The sequence below is a fragment of the Phyllobacterium sp. T2-21 genome (assembly GCF_055378485.1).
Map to the genome: position 1 here is coordinate 2,413,281 of NZ_AP027912.1, position 24,709 is coordinate 2,437,989.

The 24,709-nt window shown below is 55.4% G+C and carries 30 protein-coding genes and 1 tRNA gene; 22 read left to right on the top strand and 9 right to left on the bottom strand.

Going from position 1 to position 24,709, the window contains the following annotated elements; all coding sequences use genetic code 11:
- Window positions 1-71 precede the first annotated feature (71 nt).
- From ACZ5FP_RS12100 to ACZ5FP_RS12150, 11 genes are all read left to right on the top strand, one after another.
- Complete coding sequence (locus ACZ5FP_RS12100; protein WP_464660392.1) at window positions 72-446, top strand: hypothetical protein; 375 nt, start codon at window positions 72-74, stop codon at window positions 444-446.
- Window positions 446-1,051, top strand: a complete 606-nt coding sequence (locus ACZ5FP_RS12105) for a hypothetical protein (protein ID WP_464660394.1) — start codon at window positions 446-448, stop codon at window positions 1,049-1,051. The genes ACZ5FP_RS12100 and ACZ5FP_RS12105 overlap by 1 nt, the downstream gene beginning before the upstream one ends.
- A gap of 2 nt (window positions 1,052-1,053) precedes the next feature.
- On the top strand, window positions 1,054-1,518 hold the full coding sequence (locus tag ACZ5FP_RS12110) for a hypothetical protein (protein ID WP_464660396.1): 465 nt from the start codon (window positions 1,054-1,056) through the stop codon (window positions 1,516-1,518).
- A 102-nt stretch (window positions 1,519-1,620) separates the two neighbouring features.
- The gene (locus ACZ5FP_RS12115) at window positions 1,621-1,830 is read left to right on the top strand and encodes a hypothetical protein (protein WP_464660398.1); all 210 of its coding nucleotides are present in this window, start codon (window positions 1,621-1,623) and stop codon (window positions 1,828-1,830) included.
- Window positions 1,831-2,189: 359 nt separating this feature from the next.
- Window positions 2,190-2,558, top strand: coding sequence for a helix-turn-helix domain-containing protein (locus ACZ5FP_RS12120; RefSeq protein WP_464660400.1), 369 nt, complete (start codon window positions 2,190-2,192; stop codon window positions 2,556-2,558).
- A 1-nt stretch (window position 2,559) separates the two neighbouring features.
- A complete protein-coding gene (locus ACZ5FP_RS12125) occupies window positions 2,560-4,611 on the top strand; it encodes a phage tail tape measure protein (protein ID WP_464660402.1) in 2,052 nt (683 codons plus the stop codon).
- Between the two features lie 8 nt (window positions 4,612-4,619).
- The gene (locus ACZ5FP_RS12130; RefSeq protein ID WP_464660404.1) at window positions 4,620-4,970 is read left to right on the top strand and encodes a hypothetical protein; all 351 of its coding nucleotides are present in this window, start codon (window positions 4,620-4,622) and stop codon (window positions 4,968-4,970) included.
- A 220-nt stretch (window positions 4,971-5,190) separates the two neighbouring features.
- Window positions 5,191-5,577, top strand: coding sequence for a hypothetical protein (locus ACZ5FP_RS12135; protein WP_464660406.1), 387 nt, complete (start codon window positions 5,191-5,193; stop codon window positions 5,575-5,577).
- On the top strand, window positions 5,574-5,792 hold the full coding sequence (locus ACZ5FP_RS12140; protein ID WP_464660408.1) for a helix-turn-helix transcriptional regulator: 219 nt from the start codon (window positions 5,574-5,576) through the stop codon (window positions 5,790-5,792). The genes ACZ5FP_RS12135 and ACZ5FP_RS12140 overlap by 4 nt, the downstream gene beginning before the upstream one ends.
- Window positions 5,793-5,976: 184 nt before the next feature.
- Window positions 5,977-6,828, top strand: a complete 852-nt coding sequence (locus tag ACZ5FP_RS12145; protein WP_464660409.1) for a hypothetical protein — start codon at window positions 5,977-5,979, stop codon at window positions 6,826-6,828.
- A 10-nt stretch (window positions 6,829-6,838) separates the two neighbouring features.
- Window positions 6,839-7,036 (top strand): hypothetical protein, encoded by a 198-nt coding sequence (locus ACZ5FP_RS12150; RefSeq protein WP_464660411.1) that lies wholly within the window; start codon window positions 6,839-6,841, stop codon window positions 7,034-7,036.
- Window positions 7,037-7,554: 518 nt separating this feature from the next.
- Here the strand turns inward: ACZ5FP_RS12150 and ACZ5FP_RS12155 are convergent.
- From ACZ5FP_RS12155 to ACZ5FP_RS12190, 8 genes are all read right to left on the bottom strand, one after another.
- A complete protein-coding gene (locus tag ACZ5FP_RS12155; protein ID WP_464660413.1) occupies window positions 7,555-8,454 on the bottom strand; it encodes a DUF4238 domain-containing protein in 900 nt (299 codons plus the stop codon).
- Between the two features lie 103 nt (window positions 8,455-8,557).
- Window positions 8,558-8,647 (bottom strand) — tRNA-Ser (locus ACZ5FP_RS12160).
- A 225-nt stretch (window positions 8,648-8,872) separates the two neighbouring features.
- A complete protein-coding gene (locus ACZ5FP_RS12165; protein WP_464660415.1) occupies window positions 8,873-9,100 on the bottom strand; it encodes a hypothetical protein in 228 nt (75 codons plus the stop codon).
- Between the two features lie 153 nt (window positions 9,101-9,253).
- Complete coding sequence (locus ACZ5FP_RS12170) at window positions 9,254-10,231, bottom strand: GAF domain-containing protein (protein ID WP_464660417.1); 978 nt, start codon at window positions 10,229-10,231, stop codon at window positions 9,254-9,256.
- 132 nt (window positions 10,232-10,363) lie between these two features.
- Entirely contained in the window at window positions 10,364-11,617 is a 1,254-nt protein-coding gene (locus tag ACZ5FP_RS12175) for a class I SAM-dependent methyltransferase (RefSeq protein ID WP_464660419.1), read from the bottom strand.
- Window positions 11,618-11,755: 138 nt separating this feature from the next.
- Window positions 11,756-12,559, bottom strand: a complete 804-nt coding sequence (locus ACZ5FP_RS12180; RefSeq protein WP_464660421.1) for an anti-sigma factor family protein — start codon at window positions 12,557-12,559, stop codon at window positions 11,756-11,758.
- Window positions 12,556-13,167, bottom strand: a complete 612-nt coding sequence (locus ACZ5FP_RS12185) for an RNA polymerase sigma factor (protein ID WP_223613350.1) — start codon at window positions 13,165-13,167, stop codon at window positions 12,556-12,558. The genes ACZ5FP_RS12180 and ACZ5FP_RS12185 overlap by 4 nt, the downstream gene beginning before the upstream one ends.
- Window positions 13,168-13,230: 63 nt before the next feature.
- Window positions 13,231-13,806 carry a tetratricopeptide repeat protein gene (locus tag ACZ5FP_RS12190; RefSeq protein ID WP_464660423.1) on the bottom strand — a complete coding sequence of 192 codons (576 nt, stop codon included), beginning with the start codon at window positions 13,804-13,806 and terminating at the stop codon, window positions 13,231-13,233.
- Window positions 13,807-14,027: 221 nt separating this feature from the next.
- Here ACZ5FP_RS12190 and ACZ5FP_RS12195 point away from each other — a divergent pair, with 221 nt between their 5' ends.
- Entirely contained in the window at window positions 14,028-15,041 is a 1,014-nt protein-coding gene (locus ACZ5FP_RS12195) for a Tim44 domain-containing protein (protein ID WP_464660425.1), read from the top strand.
- A gap of 82 nt (window positions 15,042-15,123) precedes the next feature.
- Here the strand turns inward: ACZ5FP_RS12195 and ACZ5FP_RS12200 are convergent, their stop codons facing one another.
- Window positions 15,124-15,498 (bottom strand): COG4315 family predicted lipoprotein, encoded by a 375-nt coding sequence (locus tag ACZ5FP_RS12200; protein WP_464660427.1) that lies wholly within the window; start codon window positions 15,496-15,498, stop codon window positions 15,124-15,126.
- 294 nt (window positions 15,499-15,792) lie between these two features.
- Between ACZ5FP_RS12200 and ACZ5FP_RS12205 the strand changes: the two genes are divergently transcribed.
- From ACZ5FP_RS12205 to ACZ5FP_RS12250, 10 genes are all read left to right on the top strand, one after another.
- The gene (locus ACZ5FP_RS12205) at window positions 15,793-16,449 is read left to right on the top strand and encodes a response regulator transcription factor (protein WP_464660429.1); all 657 of its coding nucleotides are present in this window, start codon (window positions 15,793-15,795) and stop codon (window positions 16,447-16,449) included.
- Window positions 16,446-17,822 (top strand): sensor histidine kinase, encoded by a 1,377-nt coding sequence (locus ACZ5FP_RS12210; protein WP_464660431.1) that lies wholly within the window; start codon window positions 16,446-16,448, stop codon window positions 17,820-17,822. The genes ACZ5FP_RS12205 and ACZ5FP_RS12210 overlap by 4 nt, the downstream gene beginning before the upstream one ends.
- A 123-nt stretch (window positions 17,823-17,945) precedes the next feature.
- On the top strand, window positions 17,946-18,629 hold the full coding sequence (locus tag ACZ5FP_RS12215) for an MtnX-like HAD-IB family phosphatase (RefSeq protein WP_464660433.1): 684 nt from the start codon (window positions 17,946-17,948) through the stop codon (window positions 18,627-18,629).
- A 23-nt stretch (window positions 18,630-18,652) separates the two neighbouring features.
- The gene (locus tag ACZ5FP_RS12220) at window positions 18,653-20,074 is read left to right on the top strand and encodes an aspartate aminotransferase family protein (protein ID WP_464660435.1); all 1,422 of its coding nucleotides are present in this window, start codon (window positions 18,653-18,655) and stop codon (window positions 20,072-20,074) included.
- Between the two features lie 4 nt (window positions 20,075-20,078).
- Window positions 20,079-21,032, top strand: coding sequence for an arginase family protein (locus ACZ5FP_RS12225; RefSeq protein WP_464660437.1), 954 nt, complete (start codon window positions 20,079-20,081; stop codon window positions 21,030-21,032).
- A complete protein-coding gene (locus ACZ5FP_RS12230) occupies window positions 21,029-21,382 on the top strand; it encodes a DMT family transporter (protein ID WP_464660438.1) in 354 nt (117 codons plus the stop codon). Before ACZ5FP_RS12225 ends, ACZ5FP_RS12230 begins: the two co-directional genes overlap by 4 nt.
- Window positions 21,379-22,254, top strand: a complete 876-nt coding sequence (locus ACZ5FP_RS12235) for a fatty acid desaturase family protein (RefSeq protein ID WP_464660439.1) — start codon at window positions 21,379-21,381, stop codon at window positions 22,252-22,254. Before ACZ5FP_RS12230 ends, ACZ5FP_RS12235 begins: the two co-directional genes overlap by 4 nt.
- Entirely contained in the window at window positions 22,241-23,059 is an 819-nt protein-coding gene (locus ACZ5FP_RS12240) for an alpha/beta hydrolase (protein ID WP_464660441.1), read from the top strand. Before ACZ5FP_RS12235 ends, ACZ5FP_RS12240 begins: the two co-directional genes overlap by 14 nt.
- Window positions 23,040-24,218, top strand: a complete 1,179-nt coding sequence (locus ACZ5FP_RS12245) for a GNAT family N-acetyltransferase (protein WP_464660442.1) — start codon at window positions 23,040-23,042, stop codon at window positions 24,216-24,218. Before ACZ5FP_RS12240 ends, ACZ5FP_RS12245 begins: the two co-directional genes overlap by 20 nt.
- Complete coding sequence (locus ACZ5FP_RS12250) at window positions 24,215-24,631, top strand: EamA family transporter (protein ID WP_346307033.1); 417 nt, start codon at window positions 24,215-24,217, stop codon at window positions 24,629-24,631. The genes ACZ5FP_RS12245 and ACZ5FP_RS12250 overlap by 4 nt, the downstream gene beginning before the upstream one ends.
- Window positions 24,632-24,709: the final 78 nt, after the last annotated feature.

Consider the following 24,709-nt stretch of genomic DNA (forward strand, 5'->3'; position numbering starts at 1 on the left):
CTGGTGATCAGAAAAGGATCAAGGCGAAATCCCCCGGCACATCGAGCGACATTGGTTCCAACAGAGGAACCATGATGAGAATCGACCAAGCCAGACTGAGAGCGATTATCGCCGAGGCCGATGCCGCCAGCATCGCGGTTTATCCGCTTAAAGATAAGCGGAACGCACTCATGAAAGATATCCGCGATCTGAAGAACGCGCTTAATCCAAATTATCGCGTTTTTGGTGAGGATGGACCTAAGCCACACCCGCGATACTCAGACAATGAGAAACAGCGGTCCGGTCTACGTGCCGAACTCAATAGTTTAATCAAGCGCGTCGAAGAACTCGAAACCGAAATCGACAACTTAAAGGACGAAGCATCCTCGCTGCGTCAACTTGCTAATCGCGGTATCGAGATGGCCCGTGCGCATGGACAGCTTCCGACGGATTTGGAGGCAAACTGATGGTCAAGATCATAGACAAACTCGCAGCCGCGCTACATCGCTCAAAAAGCGCGGTGGACGCCATTGCTGGAGATCTCGCGACAATTCGGCAGCACCGCGCTGCGCTAATCATAGAGCGGAACACAGTAGAGTCCGCGCCTATCAGCCACGATGAGGCTGTTGCGCGTATCGACGGCATGCTTGATGCAGCGGCACATAGCGTTGTTGGATGGTCGGATACATGGCTGGTTAGTGCAACAACTGACTTAAACTTGTCGCATAGGTTTGCAGCACTGTTTTCCCCAAGCTTTTTTGGCGGAAACCCATCCGGTATAACCGGGATACGTGGCGCAGATAAGACGCTTGGCGCGATTTGTGCATTCATTCCCGCTGCGAAGGCCTCATTGAGAGAAACCTTGATTGCGCGTGCTTCGGATGCCGGTAGTCGTAATGGCACCAGCGCAGCCGACCGGGCAAAGAAACTAGCCATCTTAGATGCGGAGATCCTCAGTCTTGAGCGAGCCGAAGAGAAGTATATCCGTATGGCCGAATTCGCTGGGGTTCGCCTGAGACGGCGGTCCGATGCCGACCCGGCGGCGGTGTTTGCATGTGACGAGGACCTCTGACGATGTCGAGACGAATGGCGCAACTGATATTGCAGCATGGAGATACGACGACTGCATTAATTGAGCTTCATGCCAAGTTCAACGCGCGGCGTGATCTCAAGCTGAAACCTCAGTCTAAGCCAGCGGCACCGGCTCCGAAGCGCGTCGTCGCAAAGAAAAAAGAACCAGAGTGTTCGCCGGAGCAGTCGCGTCAGATTGAGGCAAGGCTGAACGCTGCCCTCGCGAAAGCGGATGCAGGAAACCACGCAAATAGAAGGGCACAAAAGGGGCAACGTATGAAAACTCTTTCAGACGAACAGACACGCGCCGCTTGGCGGAAGGGCCTGAAGCGCGAGGGGTTAACAAGTTCGGTATCCGGTGCGTCATCCGTACCAGATGCCACCCATAGGCGCCATCAATCAAAGATGAGCGCTGAGAAGGTCCAAGCTTGCTGGAAGAAGGCCCTTCGCCGCCAATTCCCCGCCTAATCCTGTCGGGGCCGGGAGAAATCCCGGGCCGCCGCCTATGGCCTGGACATCTGTAGGCGGCGGCAATGCAAACGAAATAAGGTGTTCCAAGAGGTTCGACGAATGAACATATTCAAAGCAGCGCTCTCGGCCATATTGGCGGCGGCCTACGCTCGCAGCGTCACACCAACAGCGAAGCGCAAGCGCAAACCCGCTCGTTTTAATGGCGTCCGTGCGGGCCGCTCCGTCCCGTGGATGCACCGCACTCCGCCGTCTTTTGAAGGCTATCCACCCGAAGACAAACATATGAGCAGTCGTAATAATCGTAAATAAAATCAATGAGTTATGAAATCAAAAGGTACTCCGACCACGGTGCGCCATTGCGGGGAACGCGGCCGCGCAAGCTTTATCTAGCGACAGATATCAATTATTGTTATGCGGAGTATGCAACGTGAATACTGAAGATCATCAGACCGCAATCGAACGTTCCGTAGTTGCTGGCTTTCCGGCAACAAAGCTGAGTGGTCGCTTGTGCAGCAAGCAACGGCGCACCCGTCAAATCGGAATGACACCTTTTCAGTTCGCCCGCTTCCTTGGTGTATCAAGAAAGTTTCTGACTGCTCAGTTGTTGCCACTCCCGTTCGACCCAACTGGCCGAATAGATGTCGACAAGGCTATTCGGTTTCTAAAGATTGCGGGATATCCCGTATATCGATGGATTGAGCTTAGGGCTGAATACCACCGTCGCGCCGCCGGTCGCCGTCATGCGTGAGTTGCCCGGCAAGCCATTTGATCCATCTGAGATGGATACCGTCGAGTTGGATTTGAGCGATTATCCTACGGCCATTGGCAAACTCAATGATGAACGTAAGCGCCGAGAAATTAAGCTCATAGACCTCGAAGAGCATTCCGGCGTCAGTATGAATACAATGTACGCTTGGCAAGCCGGATACCGTTCTCCAACCCTTGTCCATCTTTGCGCCCTGGCTAAGTCGATGGGTTTCGAAGTCATCATGAAACGTTCCAAGGTTTCAGGGCTGAACTCGACGGAGGAACTCTGAGATGGGTGCCCAGGTCGCTGAAGCCGAAATCAAACTTACCCTTGTTGATCGCGTAACCGCCGGTATCCGTCGTATCGCTGCTCGCATGGCAGCGCTTTCAAGCCGCCTCGGTATCGACCGGATCAGCAAAGCGGTCGGTAATTTGGGTAATCGCGTCGTGAACCTTGGATCGGCATTGGGTCGCACTACAGGTCGGCTCGGTTTGTTTGCCGCAGCACTCGGCGTCGGCGGTAGCGCATTGACTTTTGCGTTGTTTGGCATGGTCAAACAAGTCGCCGATGCTGGTGGCGCGTTAGATGATCTCTCGTTCAAACTCGGTGTGAACGTCGAACGCCTGCAGGCGATGGGATATGCGGCGAAACTATCTGGAATAGAATCCGAAACCCTTCACAAGGGCATTGAAAAGTTGGGCATCAACGCGGCCAATGCCTCCAAAGGGAATAAACAACTAGCTATCGACTTTAAAAGCCTGGGTGTTTCGCTGAAAGATGCGCACGGCAAGATGCGTCCGATGGACTCCATTCTCGACCAGACAATGCGTAAGTTGTCGAAGATCCATGATCCTTTGCGGCGCAATCAATTGGCTTTCAAACTGTTCGGCAAATCCGGCGTTGGTATGGTGCAAATGATGGCGGACGGTGCGGAGGGCTACGACGCCCTTATGCGCGAGGCCTACCAATCTGGTAGTATTATGAGCGGGCGAGCCACAAAGCTTGGCGCTGAATTTGGCGACAATATCGACAGGCTCACCACGAAGCTGGAAGGTTTGCGAACATTCATCGGTGTGCAGCTGTTGCCGCTTTTCAACGATGCGGTGATTGGAATCACGGAATGGTACGACGCTAACAAACTTCTGATCCGGTCAGCCATTGGTAGTTGGATCAAGAGCCTTAGCAAGTTTATGCGCGACCTTGTTGATCCAACTTCGCAAATTCGTGTTCAAATCGCCGGGGTATCCGAGGCGTTCTCATCGTTTCTCGCTTATCTGAAGCCTGTCGTTGATTTCGTCGGCGGGCCATTCAAAGCTACCATGTTGGCGATTGCCTTGTGGATAACGGGTCCGCTCATATCTGCCCTTACCATGCTTGGCGCAGCATTCGTCAATCTTGGTATCGTCATCCTGTCTACGCCTATCGGCTGGATGCTTGCGGGCATCGCCGCGCTCGTGGCGGCTGGCTACGCGCTTTATCAGAATTGGGATGCCGTCGTTGCCGGGCTTTCCGCTGCATGGGATGGGCTCAAAGCCTACCTAGCTGGTGTATGGGCGTCTATCACCGCAGCATTCGACGGCGGATTTATTCAGGGTATTACGCAACTGTTGATTGAGTTTGCGCCCGCAACGCATATCGCCCGTGCGATAGACGCAATCTTTGAATATTTCACCGGCATCAGTTTGATTGACGAAGGAACGAAGCTCGTTACGTCGTTTGTTGATGGCATGAATTCCGGCCTTGTCGCGGTGCAAGGCTGGATTCAAGGCTTGATGGCAGAATACGAGCGGTTCAGCACCGAACTAGGTTTCAAGCTGTTCGAAGTCGGCGCGAATGCCATCAGATCATTTCTCGGCGGTCTGAAATCGATGTGGGGAAGCGTTGTTTCGTGGTTCAAGGACAGTGTCAACGATCTGATAGGCTGGTTGCCAGACAGCTTGAAGACAAGCCTCGGCTTCAATGTCACGTCTTCCGGGGCACCGGCGGCAGGCAGTACAACGCTATCGCCAGAAATTGACTCTCTTGCGCGGACCGTGGGCGCAAGCGCCGCAGCGAATGGTTCCAGCATTTCGATGCCGTCGCCAATTCCGACCGCTGGGCCCACAGGCACGGTTGAAACGGGCGTGGTGCAGGCCGATAGCGTACAGGCGGCAAATTTCGTTGCTCCATCTCCCCTCATCGTTCATCAGCCGCAAGCTATAGACGCCAGCACACACGTAGGCTCAATCGTCGTTCAGAGTGCCCAGGGAACGCCAGCTGACACGCAAGCGGCCGTCGAAGCTGCCTTACGCAATCACACAGAAGCGGCGCGACAACAGTCGTTGTCGGCTTTGTCGGACTAGGTGTAACCATGAGAGACGTCGCTGACGTATTTCATATTGGTCAGGGTGCGGTGCGTGTCGTAGTCAATGACGTATTTATGCCACTCATCCCGACGTCGCCAAGCGATGGAGCGGCTGCAACCGGAACTTTAGTAAATTTCGAGGTTGAGCATCCCGGCGGCATTTGTACCGGCGCACTCTACGTACGGAAGTTGCCCCATGAGGTTCTAGCGATCATTAATGCGGCACTCGACGTGGAGGCTGAATTGCTTATCGCGGGTTTTTTAGTTCCGGCCCGCGCACCATCAGGTTGTCAAATAATTCGCGGTGATGTTATCCCTCTAGCTCCTAATCATCCGAAAGTAATTAAGCTCAATTAATGGGGTGTTTGCAAGTTGTCATCGCGTTGACACTTTGAAAGTGGAAACATCAATAAAATATCTCTTTGTTGACGTAATGCAAACATTGCTAAAAATAACCAATTATAATTAATTTTTATTATTGACTGATGCGTAGTTTGATCTGAATACAAAGCGACCGCGCGAGTTGCTGCGAACACCTCACGCGGTCTTACCGAAACCGAACGTATGAGGTTCGACTATGGCTACATCCATCAATATCACACGCCGCGCGTTTATCAATTTGATCCCTGTTGGGATTCTGGCCGTCGAGGCAACTAGCGCCTCCCCGGCCCAGGCTTTGTCCCTCTCGCAGCTGATATCTGGACACTGGTCCATCCACTCTCAACTCGAAGACATGTGCGGGAAAGCCGACCCAAACGATCCAGCATACGATGAGGCTGTAGCAGAGATTTTCGAGGGTCTTGCTACCGCAGAATTCCGCACCCGTGAGGCATTGTTATCACACCGGTGCGACACGCTGGAGTCCGTGCGGGAGAAGCTGACGTACATGATGCGGCCGGATGTCGGCCTTCATCAAATGATGACAGAGGATGATGTGGAATTGTTGCTGAGTTCGTTCGCATGACCGTTGAAGTCACCGGCAGCGATCTGATCACACCGACTGAGGCGGCGGACTACCTTCATATATCCGCTAGCACGTTAGCTCGCTGGCGCACATATGGCGGCGGACCACTTTACATCAAATTAGGAGGCCGCGTTTTCTATCGTATATTTAATCTAGACGAGTTCATCGCAAAGGGTATCCATGCCAAGACAAAAGGTGACACGCGCCGGGCTTGAGCCCGGCGTCGAACTTTGTGGTGCTCCGGGTGTTAACTGTTAAATCAGTGCCAAAGCTGTATATCTTTATCTACTAGTAGTAGAAGGAAGCGAATCTTCTTATCAAAAGTGAGTGTCGTTTGTTTTCGCGCGACTTTGGAGGACAGACGTGGGGCAGTCGAGTTGTTAAATTTTGAAGAATAGCGTGTTTGAGCAGAAAGTGCAGATTTGGTTGGAAGACGACTATAGTCGTTTGTACCGGACAAAGCGTGCATTCTTAGGTATCTGGCATAACAAGTGGCCAAAGAATTTCCGTTTTTTTGGTTTGCTTCATTGGACCGCCAAGACTGGCGTAGCCTCATCTGCCCCAGTGCTTGCATGGTTCTACGGGGCGATAAGTACCAGTATAGCAACTGTAGCCTCACTCGGGATCTTTGGAGCCCATTCCTTGGTTACCTTCCTAGACAGGTTGTCGAAAGAGAAAGTGGTCGGTGCAGATGATTATCAAACCGATGCAATTGTAAGGTTTGGCGATCTGCTAGCGGCACTAAAGTCGGGGTCTGTTGCTGTATCAGCAGCGAATCGCGATCACGCAATTACAGCGTGCTTGGGGATATTAGAGAACTTCGCACGTCAAATAACCAAGTCTAAGAAGGGTGAAGTATCTGTTTCTTTGATTTTGTATATGGGAAACAGCACTACAAAAATGAAAATTCGACACCGAAACCCCGGAAACCAGCGACCTTTGAATAGAGAGTTTGATGGTACAGGAATTTTAGGGCATCATGCTTGCGTGAATGGTGCGCGCCCGAGAGTCGTGCATAATGTGAAAGAGTTTGGCGCAAAAGGTGTTGCTAGCCCAACTCAATCAAAAATGAACTATAAGTCGATCTTCATAATCCCTTTGGAGGTTGAAGATTACAATAATAAGGGAAAGATCGTGCGTGGATTTGTATCCATCGACTGTGTTACGCCATACGCGTTTTACGGGAACCGATCGAGTGAAATTGTCGTTACATGTGAGCCCATCGTTAATCACCTTCGCGAATTGATATAGGGGAAAAACAATGACCGCATTAGCAAAAGACCGTGCAGTTAAGACCTCGACGCGAATCTCTCATTCGGAGCGATTGAAGGCCCTCAGCGAGGAAGCCGCGAAGATCAGGACAATGCACCGCTCTGGCAAAATTACCGCCCAGGAAGCTTCAACCAAGCTGCAAGAACTCAAGAATCGCTACGCCAGTTTTATTGATTATCTATTTTAGGGCGCTGCGCTTGTTATGTTGATGGTCGATATCCCTTTCGCGGTTAGACATTCGGTATGCGTGTCGAATAGCCACTAACGATTAACATTACCCCTGCGATCGGTCGGCACTTATGTGTGCCCCTTGTTGTATACCTGACTACAGCGCTAATTCATCTACCATGAACGAAGTAGGTTGTATCATTTCCAATAAGCTAGCCGCTTTTGACGAACACTCCCGCCACCGTCACAAATTTTGCTCTACGAAAAGAGCTATCGTCAGTACCTTGCATGCTCGCCAAATTGAGTTTGGGTTCCAATGAGTTCGCATGCTTCAAAATCCGTTTCATCAAACACGAATTCTGCCTTAACGTAAGGTGGACCCTCGTTCCATATTGGATCGCCCTCATCTAGTTTAATGGCTATGACAACGCGCGTGCCAACATCCGTCACGCGCCAGCGTCCTGTTGACGTCGTAAATTCGCATCCGATGTTGAATTGTCTAAAATCCATAGTTGCCTTCTGAATCTATTGAAATCGCTAGTTGCGCCGGACAAACAATATCTTTTTTGGTGTATCGTCTACCAAATCATATGGTGTCCAAGTCATATCGGCAACAAGCTCATCGCGATCCGTAATAAGATGAATCATGTGTTCAAAAAATGCAAATTGGGCGGCGAAGCGTCTATTGAAGCCCCGAGCCATATCAACATTTATTTCGATATTCTGGAATTCATTGCCGAATTTGCCAAACATCAGACAAGCAATTGTCGTCCTGTTAAGGGTGAGCACCAATTGAAATGGGGTCATGCCTGGAAGGGAATGTCCAATGTGGGGATGATCTGGCATCGGCAACGATATTACCGGCGTTGAACTTGTTCGAATAGGTATTGGCGAGCGAAGAATTGCCATGAAGGAGCCCGCATATTCAGTCTCGGTCCAGGCAAGTGAGGTTGATATTGCGTTTAGATGTTCCTTGAATTTGTTTGGGTTGGAATGGAGGAATTTGTAAAACTCTCGCTCATCGTCCGCAAATGCAACGTCGCTGTTTTGAGACGCAGCTTTCTGCATTAGGTCTTGCATCGAAGCCGCATAGTGAGGATTTCTTACGTAAAGGTGCCGTATGAGGGAATAAAGGATGGGTTTATCAGAATAATCAAGGAGATCTGCCCTTCCGTTGATAATTTTTGCCCAAGTATCGCTCTCTGAAATTGGCGTTTCAATTCGGCGATTTATCACGCTTTCCACAGAGATCGGTATGCCGCCACTTAAGTGCACGTACAGATCGCGCTCAAAACCAATCCTTTCAATTGAGCGCCTCGCCCATACGGCACGCGATCCGTGTTTCATTACCGTCGTCAGTTTTTTCTTTTCTGGATCGACAGCAAAGTTGCGAAGGAAAAATTGCGGAACATAGTGGTGGTCGCGAGGTTCATTCATACAGTTCTCTTAGGTTCTCAATAAACATCTACGCATCTAGCTAGGGCACAAGCTAGGACATGCGCAATTTATCGGAAAAATATATAATTAAATCAATATGATATGGCGGAGGGGGTGGGATTCGAACCCACGGTAGGCTCTCACCTACGCCGGTTTTCAAGACCGGTGCCTTAAACCGCTCGGCCACCCCTCCTTAACCGCACTCGGTATTCCATCGCTGCGGGCCGGTTATCCCGCTGCCTGTACTCAAGCTGGTCGGAGGCCTTTATAGCCATTCGCATTGCTGCGTCAACCGGCTCCCGGGCAGTGTTGCACTTTCATTGCAACGCATATCGGTGCAGGTGATTTTGCCCGCTGCTGCGAAGGGCCGTCGGCGGCGCTGGATGAAGGTCAGCGCCACCGACGAAGCAAGCCCTGGTCAGGAGCTCGCTTTTGGGGAAATTCTGCTATTTGCCGGATCGCCGTGCACCGCCAGACCCATCAACGAAAAAGATCGGAAAACCTGAAAGCCCGCATCGCATTGCAGATTCTCACTGGAAACGGCATGACACGGAATAATATGTGTTCCCGTTGCGATGATCGGGTTTTGTTCCAGGCCTATGCCAAGGCATTCCTGGAATCGGGTCAGGCAGCGTTTCAAATCCACCTGGTTGTTTCTCTCCACCTGTTTCGAACCGGCTCTTGCGGCGTTACGGGAAGAGTTACTCAATATTTACAGTGTGTCAGCCCCGTCCGCTTATGTGCAAACTCGATCTGTCGCAGTTTTGCGACAAATCAAGGCAAAAAAATCAACTGCCGTTCAGGAAAGGCCGAGGCGCTTCAGCTTGCGGTGCAGGGTCGCCCGGCTGATACCCATATCTGCCGCGGCAGCGGACACGTTACCGCCGCTCCGGGCCAGCGCCCTTTGAATCGCACCGCGTTCGGCCATGGCAAAATCGCGCGCCGCCGACTGGTGCTGCCCCAACAGATCAGCCGCCGGCAACGGAGCGGCGAGCGAGTCGTCGGTCAGACCGAGCAGCTGGCGCGCCGAGCGCGACGCACCGATCACGAGGTCATCCTCATCGACGGCGATCAGCGCGTTCAAAGCCCGTTCGCTCATCCAGTTGTCACCGGGCGGCGCCAGGACAATGCGGGCCTTGGGGAAAGCAAGCCGGAAATTTTCCGCCTCCACGCGTCTGGCCGCGTCAGTCACGGCTATCGCTATCAGCTTGACGAAATCGTCCGTCAGGTCGTGGCGCGCGGAGGATACATCGATAACGGCGGCCAGACGGCCGCGATGATCGAAGATGGGGGCAACCGTGCAGGATAAAGCCGTGTTTCGACTGCGGAAATGCTGGTCGCGATGGATGGTCAAAGCCCGCTGCTCGGCAATGGCCGTACCGATGCCGTTGGTTCCCTCGGATTCCTCGCTCCACACCGCGCCGGTCCACAGACCCATCCGGTAAAAGGCTTCGTCGTCCGCCACGCAGCCGCGCCGGTCAACAGGGATGCTGTTCTTGTCGGCCAGCAGAATGCAGCAGCCTGCACCGCCGACGGCCGCATAAAGCCGGTCGAGACTGGTCTGGGCCGTCATGATGAGGGAGCCGAGCCGTTCCCGCGCCTGGTTGAGCTCATGTTCGGTCAACACGTTCGGCCCCTTTCCTTCGACAGGATTGAGGCCATACAGCCGCATGGACCGCCGCCATGACGCGATAAGTGCCGATTGTGCAGCAGCGCTGCCCGACGAAAGCGCTGATTCAATATATTCAGCGTGCAAACCGCTCTGGAGCGTTACCATGGTCCCCTCCGAGGCCGAGTAGTGTGGTCCAGACTATTGTTGAGTGACGACCACGGTCAAGCCCACGCGGTCACCTATTACAGAACGACCTTTCCAGCAACAATGCGGGCAAACGACACGGTGCCTGCCCCGTCAGGCGTTCGCCGCCTGCAGGATTTTGGCTTTGCTTTGCTCGTGCTCGCGAATGTAATTGCGTGTCAGGGGAACGACGTCGTTTTTCTTCGCAAGCTGGAACTGGAAAATCACCAGGTCCTCATAGCGGAACGCCGACTCCGCCGCCGCGAGATAGAACTCCCACATCCGGCAGAAACGCTCGTCATAGAGCTGCGCCGCATCCTGCCAATGGGCCATGAACCGTTCGCGCCAGGCGGCTAATGTCGACGCATAGTGCAGCCGCAGAATTTCAATATCCGTGACCATCAATCCGGCTTTTTCGATTTCGGGCAGTATCTCGGACATGGACGGTATGTAGCCGCCGGGGAAAATATACTTGTCGAGCCACGGCGTTGTGAATCCAGGCACGGCCGAACAACCGATCGTATGCAGCACCATGACACCGTTTTCGTCCAGAAGCTCTGCGCATTTGCGGAAAAACTGGCCGTAGGATGCGACGCCGACATGTTCGAACATGCCCACCGAAACAATCCGGTCAAATGTTCCGTTCAGGCTGCGGTAATCCTGCAGGGCGAAATTGACCCGGTCGGGCTGGCTCTTTGTTCCCGGCCGATTTCTGGCAAATTCGAGCTGTTCCTCCGAAAGCGTGACGCCCAGAACGTTGCCCGAGGGCGCTTCAGCGGCCAGATGCAGCGCCAATCCGCCCCAGCCGCAGCCGATATCAAGAACGCGGCTGTCGGGCCGCAGCAGAAGCTTGGCGGCCAGATGCCGTTTCTTGGCCAGCTGCGCATCTTCCAGGCTTTGCTCCGGATGTTCGAAATAGGCACAGGAATACTGGCGGTCGGCATCCAGAAACAGGCCATACAACCGGCCGTCCAAATCATAGTGATGGGCAACATTGCGCTTTGACCGTGCCGGCAGGTTGCGATGACGGAAACCCCGGAAGCGTGCGCGTAAAGCATCGATCACGCGTGTCGGCAGCGGATGCGTTTCATTTTGCGCCTCGCGCAGCACCAGGCAGAGAAAATCGTAGATCGTCCCCTGCTCGACGATAAAGCGTTCGTCCATGAACAGCTCGCCCAGCTGCATATCGGCGTCCATGAGAAAGGCCCATTGGGCGCGCCTGTCGGTAAAACGCACAATCACCGGATCGCCGCTGCCGTCGCCGAAGATCAGGCGGGCGCCGCTTGCCGTCAGGATTGTCAATGAACCCCGGGTGACGATGCGGGAGAAAGCGAAGCGAAGAATCCGGTCCACGGGCGAAAGAGGCATTCAGACACTCCTGAGGCGAAAGGTTTTCGGCTCGTAGCATGTGCCGATGATCACAGGATTACGCGAACCTGAAGCCAAAATGAAATGGAAACGGTTTCAGTGCCGCCCCAGGAGCGCGCTGTCGCAGGGGGAGCGGCACTATACGGCCAGGCTTTGATACAGCCTGTCGCTCATTGTCTTGATGGCATCCAGTGATTCGTGCCCGATCAGCATGAACGCGTGAGTGTCGCTCGACCAGTACACGACATTCATCCCGTGGCGCCGTTCGGTATCCACGGCCCTTGCTCCCTTGGAGGACTGGACAACGCACAGTGCCATCGGCGCCTGTGCCGCGTCCAGATAGGTAATCTGCCCCAGGGCCCTGCCCTCATAGGCCAGAATCTGAGCCCGCTTCAATACGGCACCCGGCAGCTGCACGCGATCAGGCGTCAGCGAAAGGCCAAGTTGCGACCCGACATCCCGCAATTGCGCCGACTGTACCGCAAGGTCCACGGGTCCATTGCCCAATGTCTCCCGGGTATAGAGCGACATGTATTGCGCGACGACCGCGCGCCAGTCACTGCCGTCCTGATCGCCGCGCAGACTGGACCGGAGGCCGAGGAAAGTCCGGTCGACCGCCACACCGACGGCAATGAAACCGATTGCCGCTGCCAGGAAACTCCGGCGATTCCAGCCGTTGACCTGTGGCCTGACCGGCTCGGGCGGCGAAATGCCGGCCAGCATGGATTGCAGTTTTTCTGTTGGTGCCTTGTCAAGCAGCGGATCAAAGGCATTCTTGAAGGGCAAGTTGCTCGAGGCGAGAAAATGCAGACGGTCGGCAACGGCCTCGTCGCTCTCGATCAGACCTTCGACCTGCCGGCGTGTATCCGGATCAAGTTCGCCATCGAGATAGGCCACCAGCATTTCATCGTTTTTCATCGTGTTGTGATTGGGGTCGGTCATTGCGCGCTCCCCTCCTGCCTGCCCTGACCGGCGGATGCTGCAAGCTTCGCGCGCGCAGCTGCCAGCCGGCTCATGACCGTACCGATGGGAATATCCAGGAGTTCAGCCACCTCGCGATAGGAAAGCTCCTCGACATAGGCGAGGAAGACCACCGTCCTCTGCGCCTCCGGCAGGGCCTGGACCTGGCGCAGAACCTGATTGGCAAAGATATGCGTCTCGGTGTCCCTCGCCCCGTCGAAAACCAGGGTTTCATCGGCATCGACAAAGCCCTGCCCCATCCGCACGCGGCGCGACCGGACTTCGTTGAGCCAGATGGAATGAAGAATGGAAAACAGCCAGCGATCAAGCCGCGTGCCATGCGCAAACTGGTTTGCCCGCTCCAACGCCCGCACACAGGTTGCCTGCACCAGATCGTCGGCCACATCGCGCTGGTGAGACAGCACCACCGCATAGCGCCAAAGCCGCGTCAGGTGTTGGGAAAGTCCCGTCCGGATTTCCTGCTCGTTTGCGATGGTCGCCTCCGCATCGGACCGGGCAACACGGTCCGATGACTCCTTGCTACGCTTTGACTGACTATAAGCAGGAACCGTTGGATATGCGACAGGCATGATGAATCCGCTTTGAATTGTCATGATTGCTCGCCGGTTCGCTGGTTCGCGGCGCTCACTTCCTTACAGCTTGGACGGATTCTCGATGGCTTCCGCCAGATCGCGATATTCCTCGCAACCGGTTCCGCAAATACCTCTGATCTTGGCCAGCTGATCCTTGGCAAGATCAAGATGACCTTTGATGACATAGGCTTCGCCGAGATATTCGCGCACTTTGGCGTATTGGGGGTCGAGCTCAACGGATTTCATGTAATAGCCGATCCCTTCGTCCGTGCGGCCCAGCTTGCGGGTGGCGTAACCACGGTAATTCAGGGCGACGGCGGTATTGGGATTCTTCAGCGTATCGAGGACGCCAAGCGCTTCTTCATAACGGCCGGCCTCTGCCAGCGCGAAGGCATAATTTGTCAGATCGGAATCCGGAAGCAGGCTGCCCTGCTGCTTGACGCATTTTTGCGCTTTCGAGCTCCAGACTTCGCCCTTCGGGCAGGTCGGCGTCGCGTTCGAGTCGCCACCACCGCCGCCACCGCCTCCTCCAGCCGCATACACAGGACCGGAAATGACTGCACCTGCTAGGCATGCGCCGAGCAGGACGACCGGATAAATCCGGCCAACGGACGGGAATTTTCCTATGTTGAACATCACGTTTTCTCCTGAAGCAAAGGGACTGCGATGGGAGAACACGCGGGATATCCGCTTTATTCGGCACGCCGGGAAATATTCTTTAAAATCCAACAGTCGGAAAGCAAAAAATCCACCCAGAATTGTCCGTTTTATCCTGGTCGGCACTTAAAATTGCCAAGGCTGCTTTCTATATGCGGGTGGCGCGCTGAAAATTGGCTGGTGCGTAACAGGAGAAATTTATGTCTGGTACTGCTTCCCGCATCATTCGCATCGTTGTGTTGCTCGTTCTGGCCTTGGCTGTCACGCTGAGTGCATTTGATATCGCCGACGCAAGGCGGGCGAGCGGCGGATTTGGCAGCCGCGGCACGCGCACGTTCGATGCGCCCGCAGCCACCCGGACGGCACCGTCGCCTGCCGCGCCGATTGAACGGACAATGACCCCGCGCCCGCAAACGAACCAGCCCTCGGCCATGCAGCCGCAGGCAGCCGCCCCGCGCCCCGGTTTCTTCAGCGGTTTTGGCGGTTCCATGCTGGGCGGCCTGCTGGTTGGCGGTTTGATCGGTACGCTGCTCGGTCACGGTTTCGGCGGCGGCTTCGGTTTCCTCGGCATGCTGCTGCAGATCGGCCTGGTGATTGGCGCGATCATGCTGGCCATGCGGTTTTTCGCCCAGCGCCGGCAGTCGCCTCTTGCCGCTTCGGGTCCGGTATCCGGCCAGGGTTTCGGCCGGCAGGCTGACCCGTCCGCATCCCCGTCATTCCATATTCCGACCGTTGGAGCGGCGATGGGTTCCGGTTCTTCCCAGCCTTCCCAGAACGCGAGGCCGGCACAAGCCTCGGCGTCGACGGATGAACTCGGCCTGACGCAGTCGGACCTCAATCAGTTCGAGCAGCTTCTGACCAGGGTGCAGACCGCCTACGGGACGGAAAATTACGCCGAACTGCGGTCCCTCACCACGCCGGAAGCCATGTCCTATCTGGCGGAAGAGCTCGGGGAGAATGCAACCAAGGGCGTGCGCAACAGCGTTTCCGACGTCAAGCTGCTCCAGGGCGATATCGCTGAATCGTGGCACGAGAACAATGCCGATTACGCCACGCTGGCAATGCACTATTCCAGCATCGATGCGATGCTCGACCGGACGACGGGCCGCCTCGTCGATGGCGACAACTCCAGGCCGACCGAAACCACGGAGGTCTGGACCTTTGTGCGCAAGGGCGGCTCGGAATGGAAGCTGTCAGCCATTCAGGCGGCTTGATCCGGTCACCCCTATTGATCTGAACAACGGCGCAGAAGCGAGGCTTCTGCGCCGTTGTTGATTCCGGGGACTGTTGCCGCTTTTACTGCTTTACGACGTGCCAGACGCTGCCGACGCCATCACCGCCGGTCTCGCCTTCCTTTGTATCCTTGGCAAAGGTGTAGAGCGGCTTTCCATCGTAAGCCCACATATCCTTGCCATCGGCGGCTTTGACGAGCGACCACTTGCCTGCGGCCTTCGCTTTGGCATCGGCGTGGAAAGCCGGCCATTTTTTCAGGCAGTCCGCATCGCAATTGGATTTGCCCTTGGCATCCTTGTCAAACGTATAGAGCGTCATGCCTTTATCGGTGGCGAGCACCTTACCGGCTTTTGTTTCAACCATCTTTGCCGGTTCAGCGGCAAATGCTGTCAGGGTCGTGGCAGCCAGAAGACTCATTGCTATCAGCAGTGTTTTCATCGATTTCACTCCCTCATTGGTTTGACCGGCGACACGCCAGCAATACCCATTTTACGCGAATGTACTTCGCCGTTCATGACGGTGCGACCCATTCTGATCCGAATTGAGGCACAAGAGAAGAACCCGCGAACAACAATTGAGACGATTGGTAACGAAGCGAAAACAGCGTAATGATTGTTTCAATCCAGTGTAGGCTGGAACATGGTCGCCCGCAAAAAACCGAGATTCCGTCCTATCTGCCACCCGTTACTGCCCCAAATGCTGCTTTCCAGCATTCAAACGATGATCTGAACAATGCGATTGCTGCTTATTGAAGATGACACGATGCTCGGCTCCTCGTTGAAGAAGGCGCTGGAAAAGCATGCCTATGGCGTCGACTGGATGCAGGACGGTGAAACCGGGCTTGCAGCCATGCAGGATTCGAGCTTTGCTGTCGTCGTTCTTGACGTCAACTTGCCCAGGATGAGCGGACTTGAAGTGCTCAGGGCGACCCGGCGCGACAAGAATCTTGTTCCCATTCTGCTTTTGACCGCCCGCGATACCCCGCTGCACAAAGTGGAAGGCCTCGACAGCGGCGCCGATGACTATCTGGTGAAGCCCTTTGATCTCGATGAACTGCTCGCCCGCCTGCGCGCCCTGGTTCGCCGCAGCGAGGGCCGTGTCGACACGATCCTGAAATGTGGCGATGTCGAAGTCGATCCCGCAGCCAAGGTCGTGCGCAAGGCTTCAAACCAGGTGATGATGACCGCCAAGGAGTTCCAGCTGCTGAAGCTCCTGATGGAACGCGCCGGCAAATACGTTACAAAAAGCGATATCGAGTATGCGCTGTACAGCGCAGAGAGTGCGGTCGAGAGCAATACAACTGAAGTTACGATCTATAATCTGCGCAAGAAACTCGGCAGCGATTTCATCAAGTCCATCCGGGGCGTGGGCTATATGGTGGACGCATGAGCAGGCCTACCCTTACCCGCAATCTGTTCTTTCGCGTTACGCCGACGATCCTCATCACCATGGCCATCATCGGCGGTTTTGCATTCAACAGCGCCACGCGTGAAATCAACAATGTCTACGACGCACAATTAATCAATGATGCCAATGTCCTGTGGATGCTTCTTCACAATCAGTTTGATGAAACGGGAGACACCCCACCCAAGCAGATCGCCGATATCGATTTCAGCATGGGCAACCAGCTCGCGCTGAACGAGGACGCGGATGATTATGCCGACGCGCATATGTTCCGGGCCTGGAAGGACAACAAGATCGTCCTTTTCTCCGGATCGACATTTCCGGCTGAAATCCCCTTGCAGCGCGCCGGCTTCACCAACGTTCCCTTTGACAGCGAACTTTGGCGGATTTACTCCCTGCCGATCCCCGATACGCATGTTGTGATCGAGGTGGCGGAAAAGGTCGCCATGCGCCAGACGCTGGTGTCGAACATCCTGCTCAATCTGATCTTCCCTCTGCTGATCCTTATCCCGTTGATCGCACTGCTGATATGGTTTGGCATCAACAGCGGCCTCAGCACCATCCGCATGCTGGTGCAGCAGATCCGCAGCCGCTCTCCGGACGACCTTTCGGCCATTCCGGTCGATACGCTGCCAAGGGATCTGTCCCCCCTGGGCCGCTCGATCAACCAGTTGCTCGAGGATCTCGATGATTCGCTCAAGGCGGAACGGCGCTTTGCCGATCATGCCGCCCATCAGTTGCGCACGCCGCAGGCGGCATTGAAGCTTCTGCTGCAGATGCTGGCCCAGGCTGACAACGAGAAGGAGCGGCAGGCCATCATCGCCGACCTTATCATCAGCAATGAAAGGGCCACCTATCTGATCGAGCAATTGCTGCGCGCCGCCCGCGTAGGTCATCAGCCCATGCAATTGCAGGCCGTGCCGCTGTACAGCAGCGTGGCATCCGTCGTTGCCGAAATGGGAAATCTGATAACGGCAAAGCAGCTGGACATGTCGCTCGATGGTGACGAGAAAGCGCTGGTGCGGGCCGATGAGCCTCTGCTTCGCCTCATGATCAGCAATCTCATCGAAAATGCGGTGAAATATACGCCCGCTTCCGGCAAGATACGCGTGGCGATCACGGCGGCCAACAATTACTGGCGCCTGTCCATTTCAGACAGCGGGCCTGGTATCGCCGAACACCATCGGGAGGCGGTATTCCAGCGATTCTATCGTGTTGATACGCCGCAGATCGAGGGAACCGGGCTGGGCCTGACGATCGTTGCCGATATCGTCAAGCGCCTGTCCGGCACGATTGCATTGAAATCCCCAGCTTCCGGAAAGGGTCTTCTCGTAGAAGTGCTTCTACCAAAAGCATAATTTCGCTTCCACACGACTGCTCTGTCCGCCCTCCCTCGATTTCAGTTTGGCATCATCTTCGCATAATTTAGCGATCATCCATCGATGCTAGAAGCTCCTCACGTTCGCACGAGGAGTGTCTGCATGCATGTATTTTGTGATTTTGATGGGACCATTTCGCTTGAGGACGCTACCGATTTCATTCTTGAACGATTGGCCAGCCCTGCCTGGGAAGATATCGAACAGCAATGGAAGCAGGGCCTCATTGGTTCCGCTGAATGCATGGCACGCCAGATTGCCCTGATCGAAGCAACACATCAGCAACTGGACAGCGCTCTTGATGACATCGCCATTGATCCAACCTTCCCTGCCTTCATCGACTTCTGCTGGGCGCAGGGCATTCCGGTCACGATCATCAGCGACGGTGTTGATTATTTCATCAAGCGCATCCTTGCCCGGCACAAGCTCGATTATCTCCCGGTCATCGCCAACAAGCTGACGATCTCCGGTGTGAATGGTCACACCCGCTATGAACTCAGTTCACCGTACAGCGATATCGATTGTTCGTCGGCCGCCGGTGTCTGCAAATGCCGTTCCGTCGAGGCCTTCGATACGCGGGTCTATATCGGCGACGGCCGCTCCGATTTCTGCGTCTCCGACAAGCCGGAACTGGTCTTCGCCAAGGACAAGCTGGCCGAGTTCTGCACGGAACAAGCCATTCCGTTTGTCGGCTACGAGAACTTTTCCGATCTTACCCAGAGCCTGAAGAATGCGCTCCCCGGCTTCAACCGCCATCACAAGAGCGCTCCCCGTTACGCCACGGCGTAAAAATGCAACAGAAGAGAATCTTCATGAAAACCAACCTTGCCATCGAGCAGAATGACAATGCTGCCCCCAAGCAGATCTCCGAAGCCGAACTTCGCGCCCTTGAGCAGGAATATTGCTCGCATGGCGATACGGTTCACTATACCGATCATCCGATGTTCTTCGACCGGTGCGAAGGCTCCTACGTCTACGACGCCAAGGACACCCCGTTCCTCGACCTGCAGATGTGGTATTCGGCGGTCAATTTCGGCTACCGCAATCCGCGCCTGAACGCCGCGGCGCATCGCCAGCTGGACACGCTTCCTCAGGTTGCCTCACAGTACCTGCATCGCGAAAAGGTTGAACTGGCCGCCATGATCGCCAGGGATGCCGAGCGCAAGTTCGGTGCCAAGGGCCGTGTTCATTTCAACGTCGGCGGTTCGCAGGCCGTTGAAGACTCGCTCAAGCTGGTTCGCAACTATTCCGGCGGCAAGAGCCTGATGTTCGCCTTCGAGGGCGGGTACCACGGCCGTACGCTCGGTGCATCCGCGATCACCTCGAGCTATCGCTATCGCCGCCGCTATGGTCATTTCGGTGACCGCGCCCAGTTCATCGAATTCCCCTACCACTTCCGCGGCCCCAAGGGCATGAGCAAGGAAGAGTACGGTCATTACTGCGTTCAGAAATTCGCCCGCCTGTTCGAAAGCGAATATAACGGCGTGTGGGACCCGAAGACCGGCAAGGCCGAATACGCCGCATTCTACGTCGAACCGATCCAGGGCACCGGCGGCTATGTCATTCCGCCGATGAACTTCTTCAAGGAACTCAAGAAGGTCCTCGATGATCATGGCATTCTGCTCGTGGTCGACGAAATCCAGATGGGCGTCTACCGCACAGGCAAGCTGTGGTCGATCGAGCATTTCGGCGTGACACCCGATGCACTCGTGTTCGGCAAGGCAATCACCAATGGTCTCAACCCGCTGTCCGGCGTCTGGGCCAAGGAAGAATTGATCAATCCCGGCATTTTCCCGCCCGGCTCCACCCATTCGACCTTCGCCAGCAACCCGATGGGTACCGCTGTCGCCCTCGAAACCATGAAAATGCTCGAAGAAGAAGACTTCGGCGCAGCCGTCATGGAAAAGGGTGCCTATTTCCTCGATGGTCTGAAAGAGCTGCAGAAGCGTCATCCCACCATCGGCGACGTGGACGGCCTCGGCCTCGCACTGCGTGTCGAAATCTGCAAGGAAGACGGCTTCACGCCCGACAAGGCAGCGCTCGACTGGATGGCCGATGAAGGCATGAAGGGCGATCTGGTCGTCGGCAACAAGAAGTACGGTCTCGTGCTCGATGTTGGCGGCTACTACAAGAACGTCATCACCTTGGCACCAAACCTGCTGATTACCCGTGAGGAAATCGATCTGGCGCTCACCCTGCTCGATCAGCTTTTCACACGCGCCGCCAAGAGATAATCGGATGCAACTCCTCCTTCTTCACCTTGATGATGCGCTGGAGTTGCAACCCGACTTCGTGCGCGCCTGTATGCGAACCGGCGCGCGCCAGATCCACGCGGAAGACCACGGCCTGATGGTTCGTCTGTGGGGCCACCAGACGGCCATCGATGCCCTCGACGGCTGTCTTTCCCGGCAAATGGCTGGCGATCAGAAGAAGCCGCATCTGTGTTTCATGGGATCGGGTGATTTCCACCACGTCACTGCCCTTCTGGTCGCGGCCGCCCTTGAAAACAATCCGGGGCCGGCAACGCTCATTCATTTCGACAATCATCCGGACTGGGTGCATTTCGGCAATGGCATGCATTGCGGCTCGTGGATCAACCGCGCCCTGCAGCATCCCGGCCTTGAAAAGATCGTGACAATCGGCGTCTGCAGCGACGATCTGACCAATCCCGAACGCAAGGGTGCCAACCTGTCCCTGCTGCAGCAGGGACAACTGGAACTTTATCCCTACAGCCATGCACCAAGCCGGGTGCGCAAGAACTATGGCAGTGGTGCCAGCTATGAGCAGAAAAACGGTGTCTTGAGCTGGAAGACAATCTCGGAGATCGGTGAAGACAATTTCATCGGTCAGCTGTTGTCGCGCATCAAGACCGAGGCCGTGTACCTCACCATCGACAAGGATGTGCTGGTTCACGATGATGCGATCACCAATTGGGACCAGGGGCGCATGCGCCTGCCCTATGTGCTGTCTCTCATCACGGAGATCAGCAAGCGTCACCGGATTATCGGTGCCGATGTGACCGGCGACTATTCGACGCCGTCCTATGCCGGCAACTTGTGGACGCGCTTTACCAAGCGTGCGGAAATCTTCATCGACCAGCCGCACACGACGCCCGACCCGGTGCTTACAACCAATATCAACAGTGCTGCGAACCATGCATTGCTGGAAGTCCTGTCGGAGGCCATGGGATGACCGGCACCCTCACCCCTGCCATGCTGGCCCTGATCGCGTTCTGCGTGCTGACGGAGACCGCGCGGGAAGTCTGCTTCAAACATTCCGCCGACAACGAAACGCTGTCCGCAGCCCTGGTCAAACCCATGACCTGGCTCGGCGTCCTCTTCTGGGCTCTCGAACTGGTCGGCTGGACGATCGTGCTGGAACACGTGCCGCTGTCGATTGCCTTTCCGCTCATGGCCTTGAGCTATGTCGTCATCGTGCTCGCCGGAGCATGGATATTCAAAGAACAAATCAACCTTCGCCACGCAGCCGGTGTGCTGTTCATCACAGCCGGTGTGGCTTGTGTAGGAGCAACAGGATTATGAAACTCTTCGCTCATACAAGGTGGGATATCGCGCCTGTTCTGGCAGCCATCGCTCACCTTCTCTTCAATATCTATCTGGTTGTCGGCTTCGAAAGCCGCCCTCTGTGGCTGTCGCTCGTTCTGGGCGGGTTCTATGCAGTATCGATCTCGTGGAACATCAACAGCATTTCGCACAACTTCATCCACACGCCCTACTTCAAGCCACGTGCGATGAATTATGCCTTCAGCCTGCTCGAATCGATCACGATCGGTTTTTCGCAGACCTATTATCATTGGATTCACATGCGCCATCACTCGGGCAACAGCGATCGCCCGAACGAAAAGGGCGAAACCATCGACTGGCTGTCGATTTATCGCCATGGCAAGAATGGCGAACCGGAAAATGTTTGGAGCTATACGTTCCTGAGCTTTTTCCGCGACAGCCTCGGCGATATTCACAAGGCCATCTCCAAGAACCGCCCGTTTGACGCCAAATGGGGCCGTTTCGAACTCTATGCCTTCCTGGGTCTGGCAGCGATCGGCTTCCTCTATGACTGGAAGGCGATGCTGTTCTTCGTTCCCTTCTACTATCTGGGGAATTGCCTCTCCTCGCTCAACGGCTATTACGAGCACCTCAACGGCGATCCGGAAGAACCCATCGCCTGGGGCGTCAGCAGCCATAACCGCTTCTACAACTGGCTGTGGTTCGGCAACGGCTACCATGCCGAGCACCACTATCGTCCGAAGACCCATTGGACCGAACTGCGCACCTTCCACGAGAAGATCAAGGAAGACCAGGACAAGGCTGGCGTCCACGTCATCAGCACCTGCCATGCGCTGGGCTTCATGGCCAAGGAAAACAGAAACCCGGATATGATCGATGCAGATGTCTGATGGATTGAGCTATTTCCTCGAAGGCTCGAATGGCAAAGGTGTATTGCTTGTTCATGGACTGACGGGTGCCCCGGCAGAAATGAAAATGCTGGCGCGACAGCTGAATCGCAAGGGATACAGCGTCTATGCTCCGCTTCTGGCGGGGCATGGCGTTGACATGGCGACCTTGACGCAAACGCGCTGGCAGGATTGGCTGCACAGCGTCGAGGAAGCGACGGAAAAATTCGTGCCCTACAACAATGAAACATTTGCGGCCGGCATCTGCATCGGCGGCAAATTGTCGATGATGGCGGCACACCGCAATCCGAACAGCATCAAGGCTGTGGCGATCTATTCGCCCTGCTTCCATTATGACGGCTGGAACGTGCCGCACTATTATTGGCTGCTGTCGCCGTTCATTGAACTCCTGTCATACATCCCCTCCGTTGCCCGGCTGAATTTCAGCGAAACATCGGCACTCGGTATCAAGGATGAACGCATCCGCCGCATGATGGAAAGCATGGAAGCGGAAGGCGTCATCGACAAATTCCCCGGCAAGGGCATCGTCGAGATGTACCGTCTGGGCAAAGAGCTGAAAAAGACCCTGCCGCAGATGCAGACACCAACACTGATCCTGCATGCAACGGAAGACGATCTGAGCAGCCCGAAACATGCGCGCTACATCAGCCGCCATATTGGCGGGCCGCATCAGCTGAAATGGATCGAAGACAGCTACCATATGATCCACGTGGACCGGCAGCGTCAAAAGGTCGGTGACTACACGGCGGAATTCTTCGAGGCAAACAATGCACCAGCCTATGCATGATCAGTTCCTGCCTCAAACGGCCGCATCGCCGGCAATCCCGGCGGTGGCGCAGACGCGCGTGTTCGATTCCATCCGTGATATCGGCCACGAAGCATGGAACATGTGCTTTGCCGGGGAAGTCGAGGATTATGACTGCCTGCTCGCCATCGAGGAAGCCGGTATCGCCGGTTTTGCCTTCCGCTATGTCACGGTCGTCGAGAACGGGCGGCTGCTGGCAGCCATGCCGGCGTTCCTGACCGATTATCAGCTGGATACGACATTGGAAGAAGGCCGCCTGCGCCAGTTTCTGCGCCGCATACGGCAAAGCTATTCGCGCTTCCTCACACTGAAGCTCGCCTGTCTTGGCTCTCCATGCACCGAGAATGGCGTCACGGGCTTTCATCCCGATCTGCCGGACCAGCGCAAGGCCGAGCTGTTTTCGCTGGTCTTGTCTGGATTTGAGCAATACGCCAAGGCGAATGGCTGTTCGCTGATCGGTATCAAGGACGTACCGGAGCCAACCACGGCCGCCTTTGGCGCTGTCTTCTCCGACCGTGCCTTCGCGGGCATTCCGGGGTTGCCGACGGCCTGGCTCAACATCAATTTCGACTCCATCGAAACCTATATGTCCCGTCTTTCCTCCGGCACCCGTAAGGATATGCGCCGGAAGATGAAGTCATTCGAAAAGATCCGGATTGAAAACCGATCCGACTTCGGAACGATGCTGCCGCAGGTCATGGCGCTCTACCATGACACCCGCAACCGCAGTGAATGGCAGTTTGAAGAACTGACCGCAGATTATTTCGACGGCGTCCTGCGCCGCATGCAGGGACGGTCGTTCTGCACCTTCTACTACGCCGGTGACCAGCTCCTGGCCGCCAATCTGCTCGTGCATGACGGCAACACGCTGATCGACAAGTTCTTCTGCATGAACAGCGCCGAAGGTCGCGCCTACAACCTGTACTACCTGAGCTGGTTCACCAATCTGCGCCATTGCCTGGCACATGGGATGACCCGGTATCAGAGCGGGCAGGCCTATTACGAGAACAAGATTCGTCTCGGCAGCCAGCTCACGCGCAACACCATGTATTTCAAGCACCGCAATCCGGTCGTTCAATGGGCATTGCGGCTGGCTTCGCCGCTCTTCGCTGCGGATGAAACGCTGAAGGACGCCGCATGAAGCCGATCAATCTCGTCTGGTTTGCCATTCCCCTCTTCAACACCCTGTTTCAGGTTTTCATCAAGCTTGCGGCGGAACAAATGACTGGGCTTGGCTTTAATATGGCCTGGCTGATCCACGCCGCCACGTCGCCCTGGATGCTCGCAGCCATTGCCGCCGAAGTCATCTGCTTCGTTTTCTGGCTGCAAGCGCTGGCCCAGCTCGACCTGAGCAAGGCATTTCCCCTGACCGGTATCAGCTATGTGATGATCCTGGCGACCAGCTGGCTGATCTTCCAGGAGGACATCACACCGCTGCAGATTATCGGCAGCACACTGATTCTGATCGGGGTCTGGCTGATTGGAACAGCATCGGGGGAGCGAAAGGACACGGAACCGTCACTGTCCGGCGCTATACCCCATAAATTGCGTTAGGCGGATGATAGAGCTGCCAATGATGTTTGACTGCGTGTCTATATTTCGATGTAATCTGCCATGACAAGACCGCATGCA

Excerpts from the sequence above, each read along its gene's own strand:
- ACZ5FP_RS12200 (WP_464660427.1), bottom strand. The coding sequence starts at position 15,498 with ATGAAAACACTGCTGATAGCAATGAGTCTTCTGGCTGCCACGACCCTG.
- ACZ5FP_RS12140 (WP_464660408.1), top strand. The coding sequence starts at position 5,574 with ATGACCGTTGAAGTCACCGGCAGCGATCTGATCACACCGACTGAGGCG.
- ACZ5FP_RS12155 (WP_464660413.1), bottom strand. The coding sequence starts at position 8,454 with ATGAATGAACCTCGCGACCACCACTATGTTCCGCAATTTTTCCTTCGC.
- ACZ5FP_RS12245 (WP_464660442.1), top strand. The coding sequence starts at position 23,040 with ATGCACCAGCCTATGCATGATCAGTTCCTGCCTCAAACGGCCGCATCG.
- ACZ5FP_RS12130 (WP_464660404.1), top strand. The coding sequence starts at position 4,620 with ATGAGAGACGTCGCTGACGTATTTCATATTGGTCAGGGTGCGGTGCGT.
- ACZ5FP_RS12175 (WP_464660419.1), bottom strand. The coding sequence starts at position 11,617 with ATGCCTCTTTCGCCCGTGGACCGGATTCTTCGCTTCGCTTTCTCCCGC.
- ACZ5FP_RS12125 (WP_464660402.1), top strand. The coding sequence starts at position 2,560 with ATGGGTGCCCAGGTCGCTGAAGCCGAAATCAAACTTACCCTTGTTGAT.
- ACZ5FP_RS12235 (WP_464660439.1), top strand. The coding sequence starts at position 21,379 with ATGAAACTCTTCGCTCATACAAGGTGGGATATCGCGCCTGTTCTGGCA.
- ACZ5FP_RS12215 (WP_464660433.1), top strand. The coding sequence starts at position 17,946 with ATGCATGTATTTTGTGATTTTGATGGGACCATTTCGCTTGAGGACGCT.
- ACZ5FP_RS12185 (WP_223613350.1), bottom strand. The coding sequence starts at position 13,167 with ATGCCTGTCGCATATCCAACGGTTCCTGCTTATAGTCAGTCAAAGCGT.
- ACZ5FP_RS12180 (WP_464660421.1), bottom strand. The coding sequence starts at position 12,559 with ATGACCGACCCCAATCACAACACGATGAAAAACGATGAAATGCTGGTG.
- ACZ5FP_RS12210 (WP_464660431.1), top strand. The coding sequence starts at position 16,446 with ATGAGCAGGCCTACCCTTACCCGCAATCTGTTCTTTCGCGTTACGCCG.
- ACZ5FP_RS12190 (WP_464660423.1), bottom strand. The coding sequence starts at position 13,806 with ATGTTCAACATAGGAAAATTCCCGTCCGTTGGCCGGATTTATCCGGTC.
- ACZ5FP_RS12205 (WP_464660429.1), top strand. The coding sequence starts at position 15,793 with ATGCGATTGCTGCTTATTGAAGATGACACGATGCTCGGCTCCTCGTTG.
- ACZ5FP_RS12240 (WP_464660441.1), top strand. The coding sequence starts at position 22,241 with ATGCAGATGTCTGATGGATTGAGCTATTTCCTCGAAGGCTCGAATGGC.
- ACZ5FP_RS12100 (WP_464660392.1), top strand. The coding sequence starts at position 72 with ATGATGAGAATCGACCAAGCCAGACTGAGAGCGATTATCGCCGAGGCC.
- ACZ5FP_RS12150 (WP_464660411.1), top strand. The coding sequence starts at position 6,839 with ATGACCGCATTAGCAAAAGACCGTGCAGTTAAGACCTCGACGCGAATC.
- ACZ5FP_RS12220 (WP_464660435.1), top strand. The coding sequence starts at position 18,653 with ATGAAAACCAACCTTGCCATCGAGCAGAATGACAATGCTGCCCCCAAG.
- ACZ5FP_RS12170 (WP_464660417.1), bottom strand. The coding sequence starts at position 10,231 with ATGGTAACGCTCCAGAGCGGTTTGCACGCTGAATATATTGAATCAGCG.
- ACZ5FP_RS12195 (WP_464660425.1), top strand. The coding sequence starts at position 14,028 with ATGTCTGGTACTGCTTCCCGCATCATTCGCATCGTTGTGTTGCTCGTT.
- ACZ5FP_RS12230 (WP_464660438.1), top strand. The coding sequence starts at position 21,029 with ATGACCGGCACCCTCACCCCTGCCATGCTGGCCCTGATCGCGTTCTGC.
- ACZ5FP_RS12250 (WP_346307033.1), top strand. The coding sequence starts at position 24,215 with ATGAAGCCGATCAATCTCGTCTGGTTTGCCATTCCCCTCTTCAACACC.
- ACZ5FP_RS12135 (WP_464660406.1), top strand. The coding sequence starts at position 5,191 with ATGGCTACATCCATCAATATCACACGCCGCGCGTTTATCAATTTGATC.
- ACZ5FP_RS12105 (WP_464660394.1), top strand. The coding sequence starts at position 446 with ATGGTCAAGATCATAGACAAACTCGCAGCCGCGCTACATCGCTCAAAA.
- ACZ5FP_RS12110 (WP_464660396.1), top strand. The coding sequence starts at position 1,054 with ATGTCGAGACGAATGGCGCAACTGATATTGCAGCATGGAGATACGACG.
- ACZ5FP_RS12225 (WP_464660437.1), top strand. The coding sequence starts at position 20,079 with ATGCAACTCCTCCTTCTTCACCTTGATGATGCGCTGGAGTTGCAACCC.
- ACZ5FP_RS12115 (WP_464660398.1), top strand. The coding sequence starts at position 1,621 with ATGAACATATTCAAAGCAGCGCTCTCGGCCATATTGGCGGCGGCCTAC.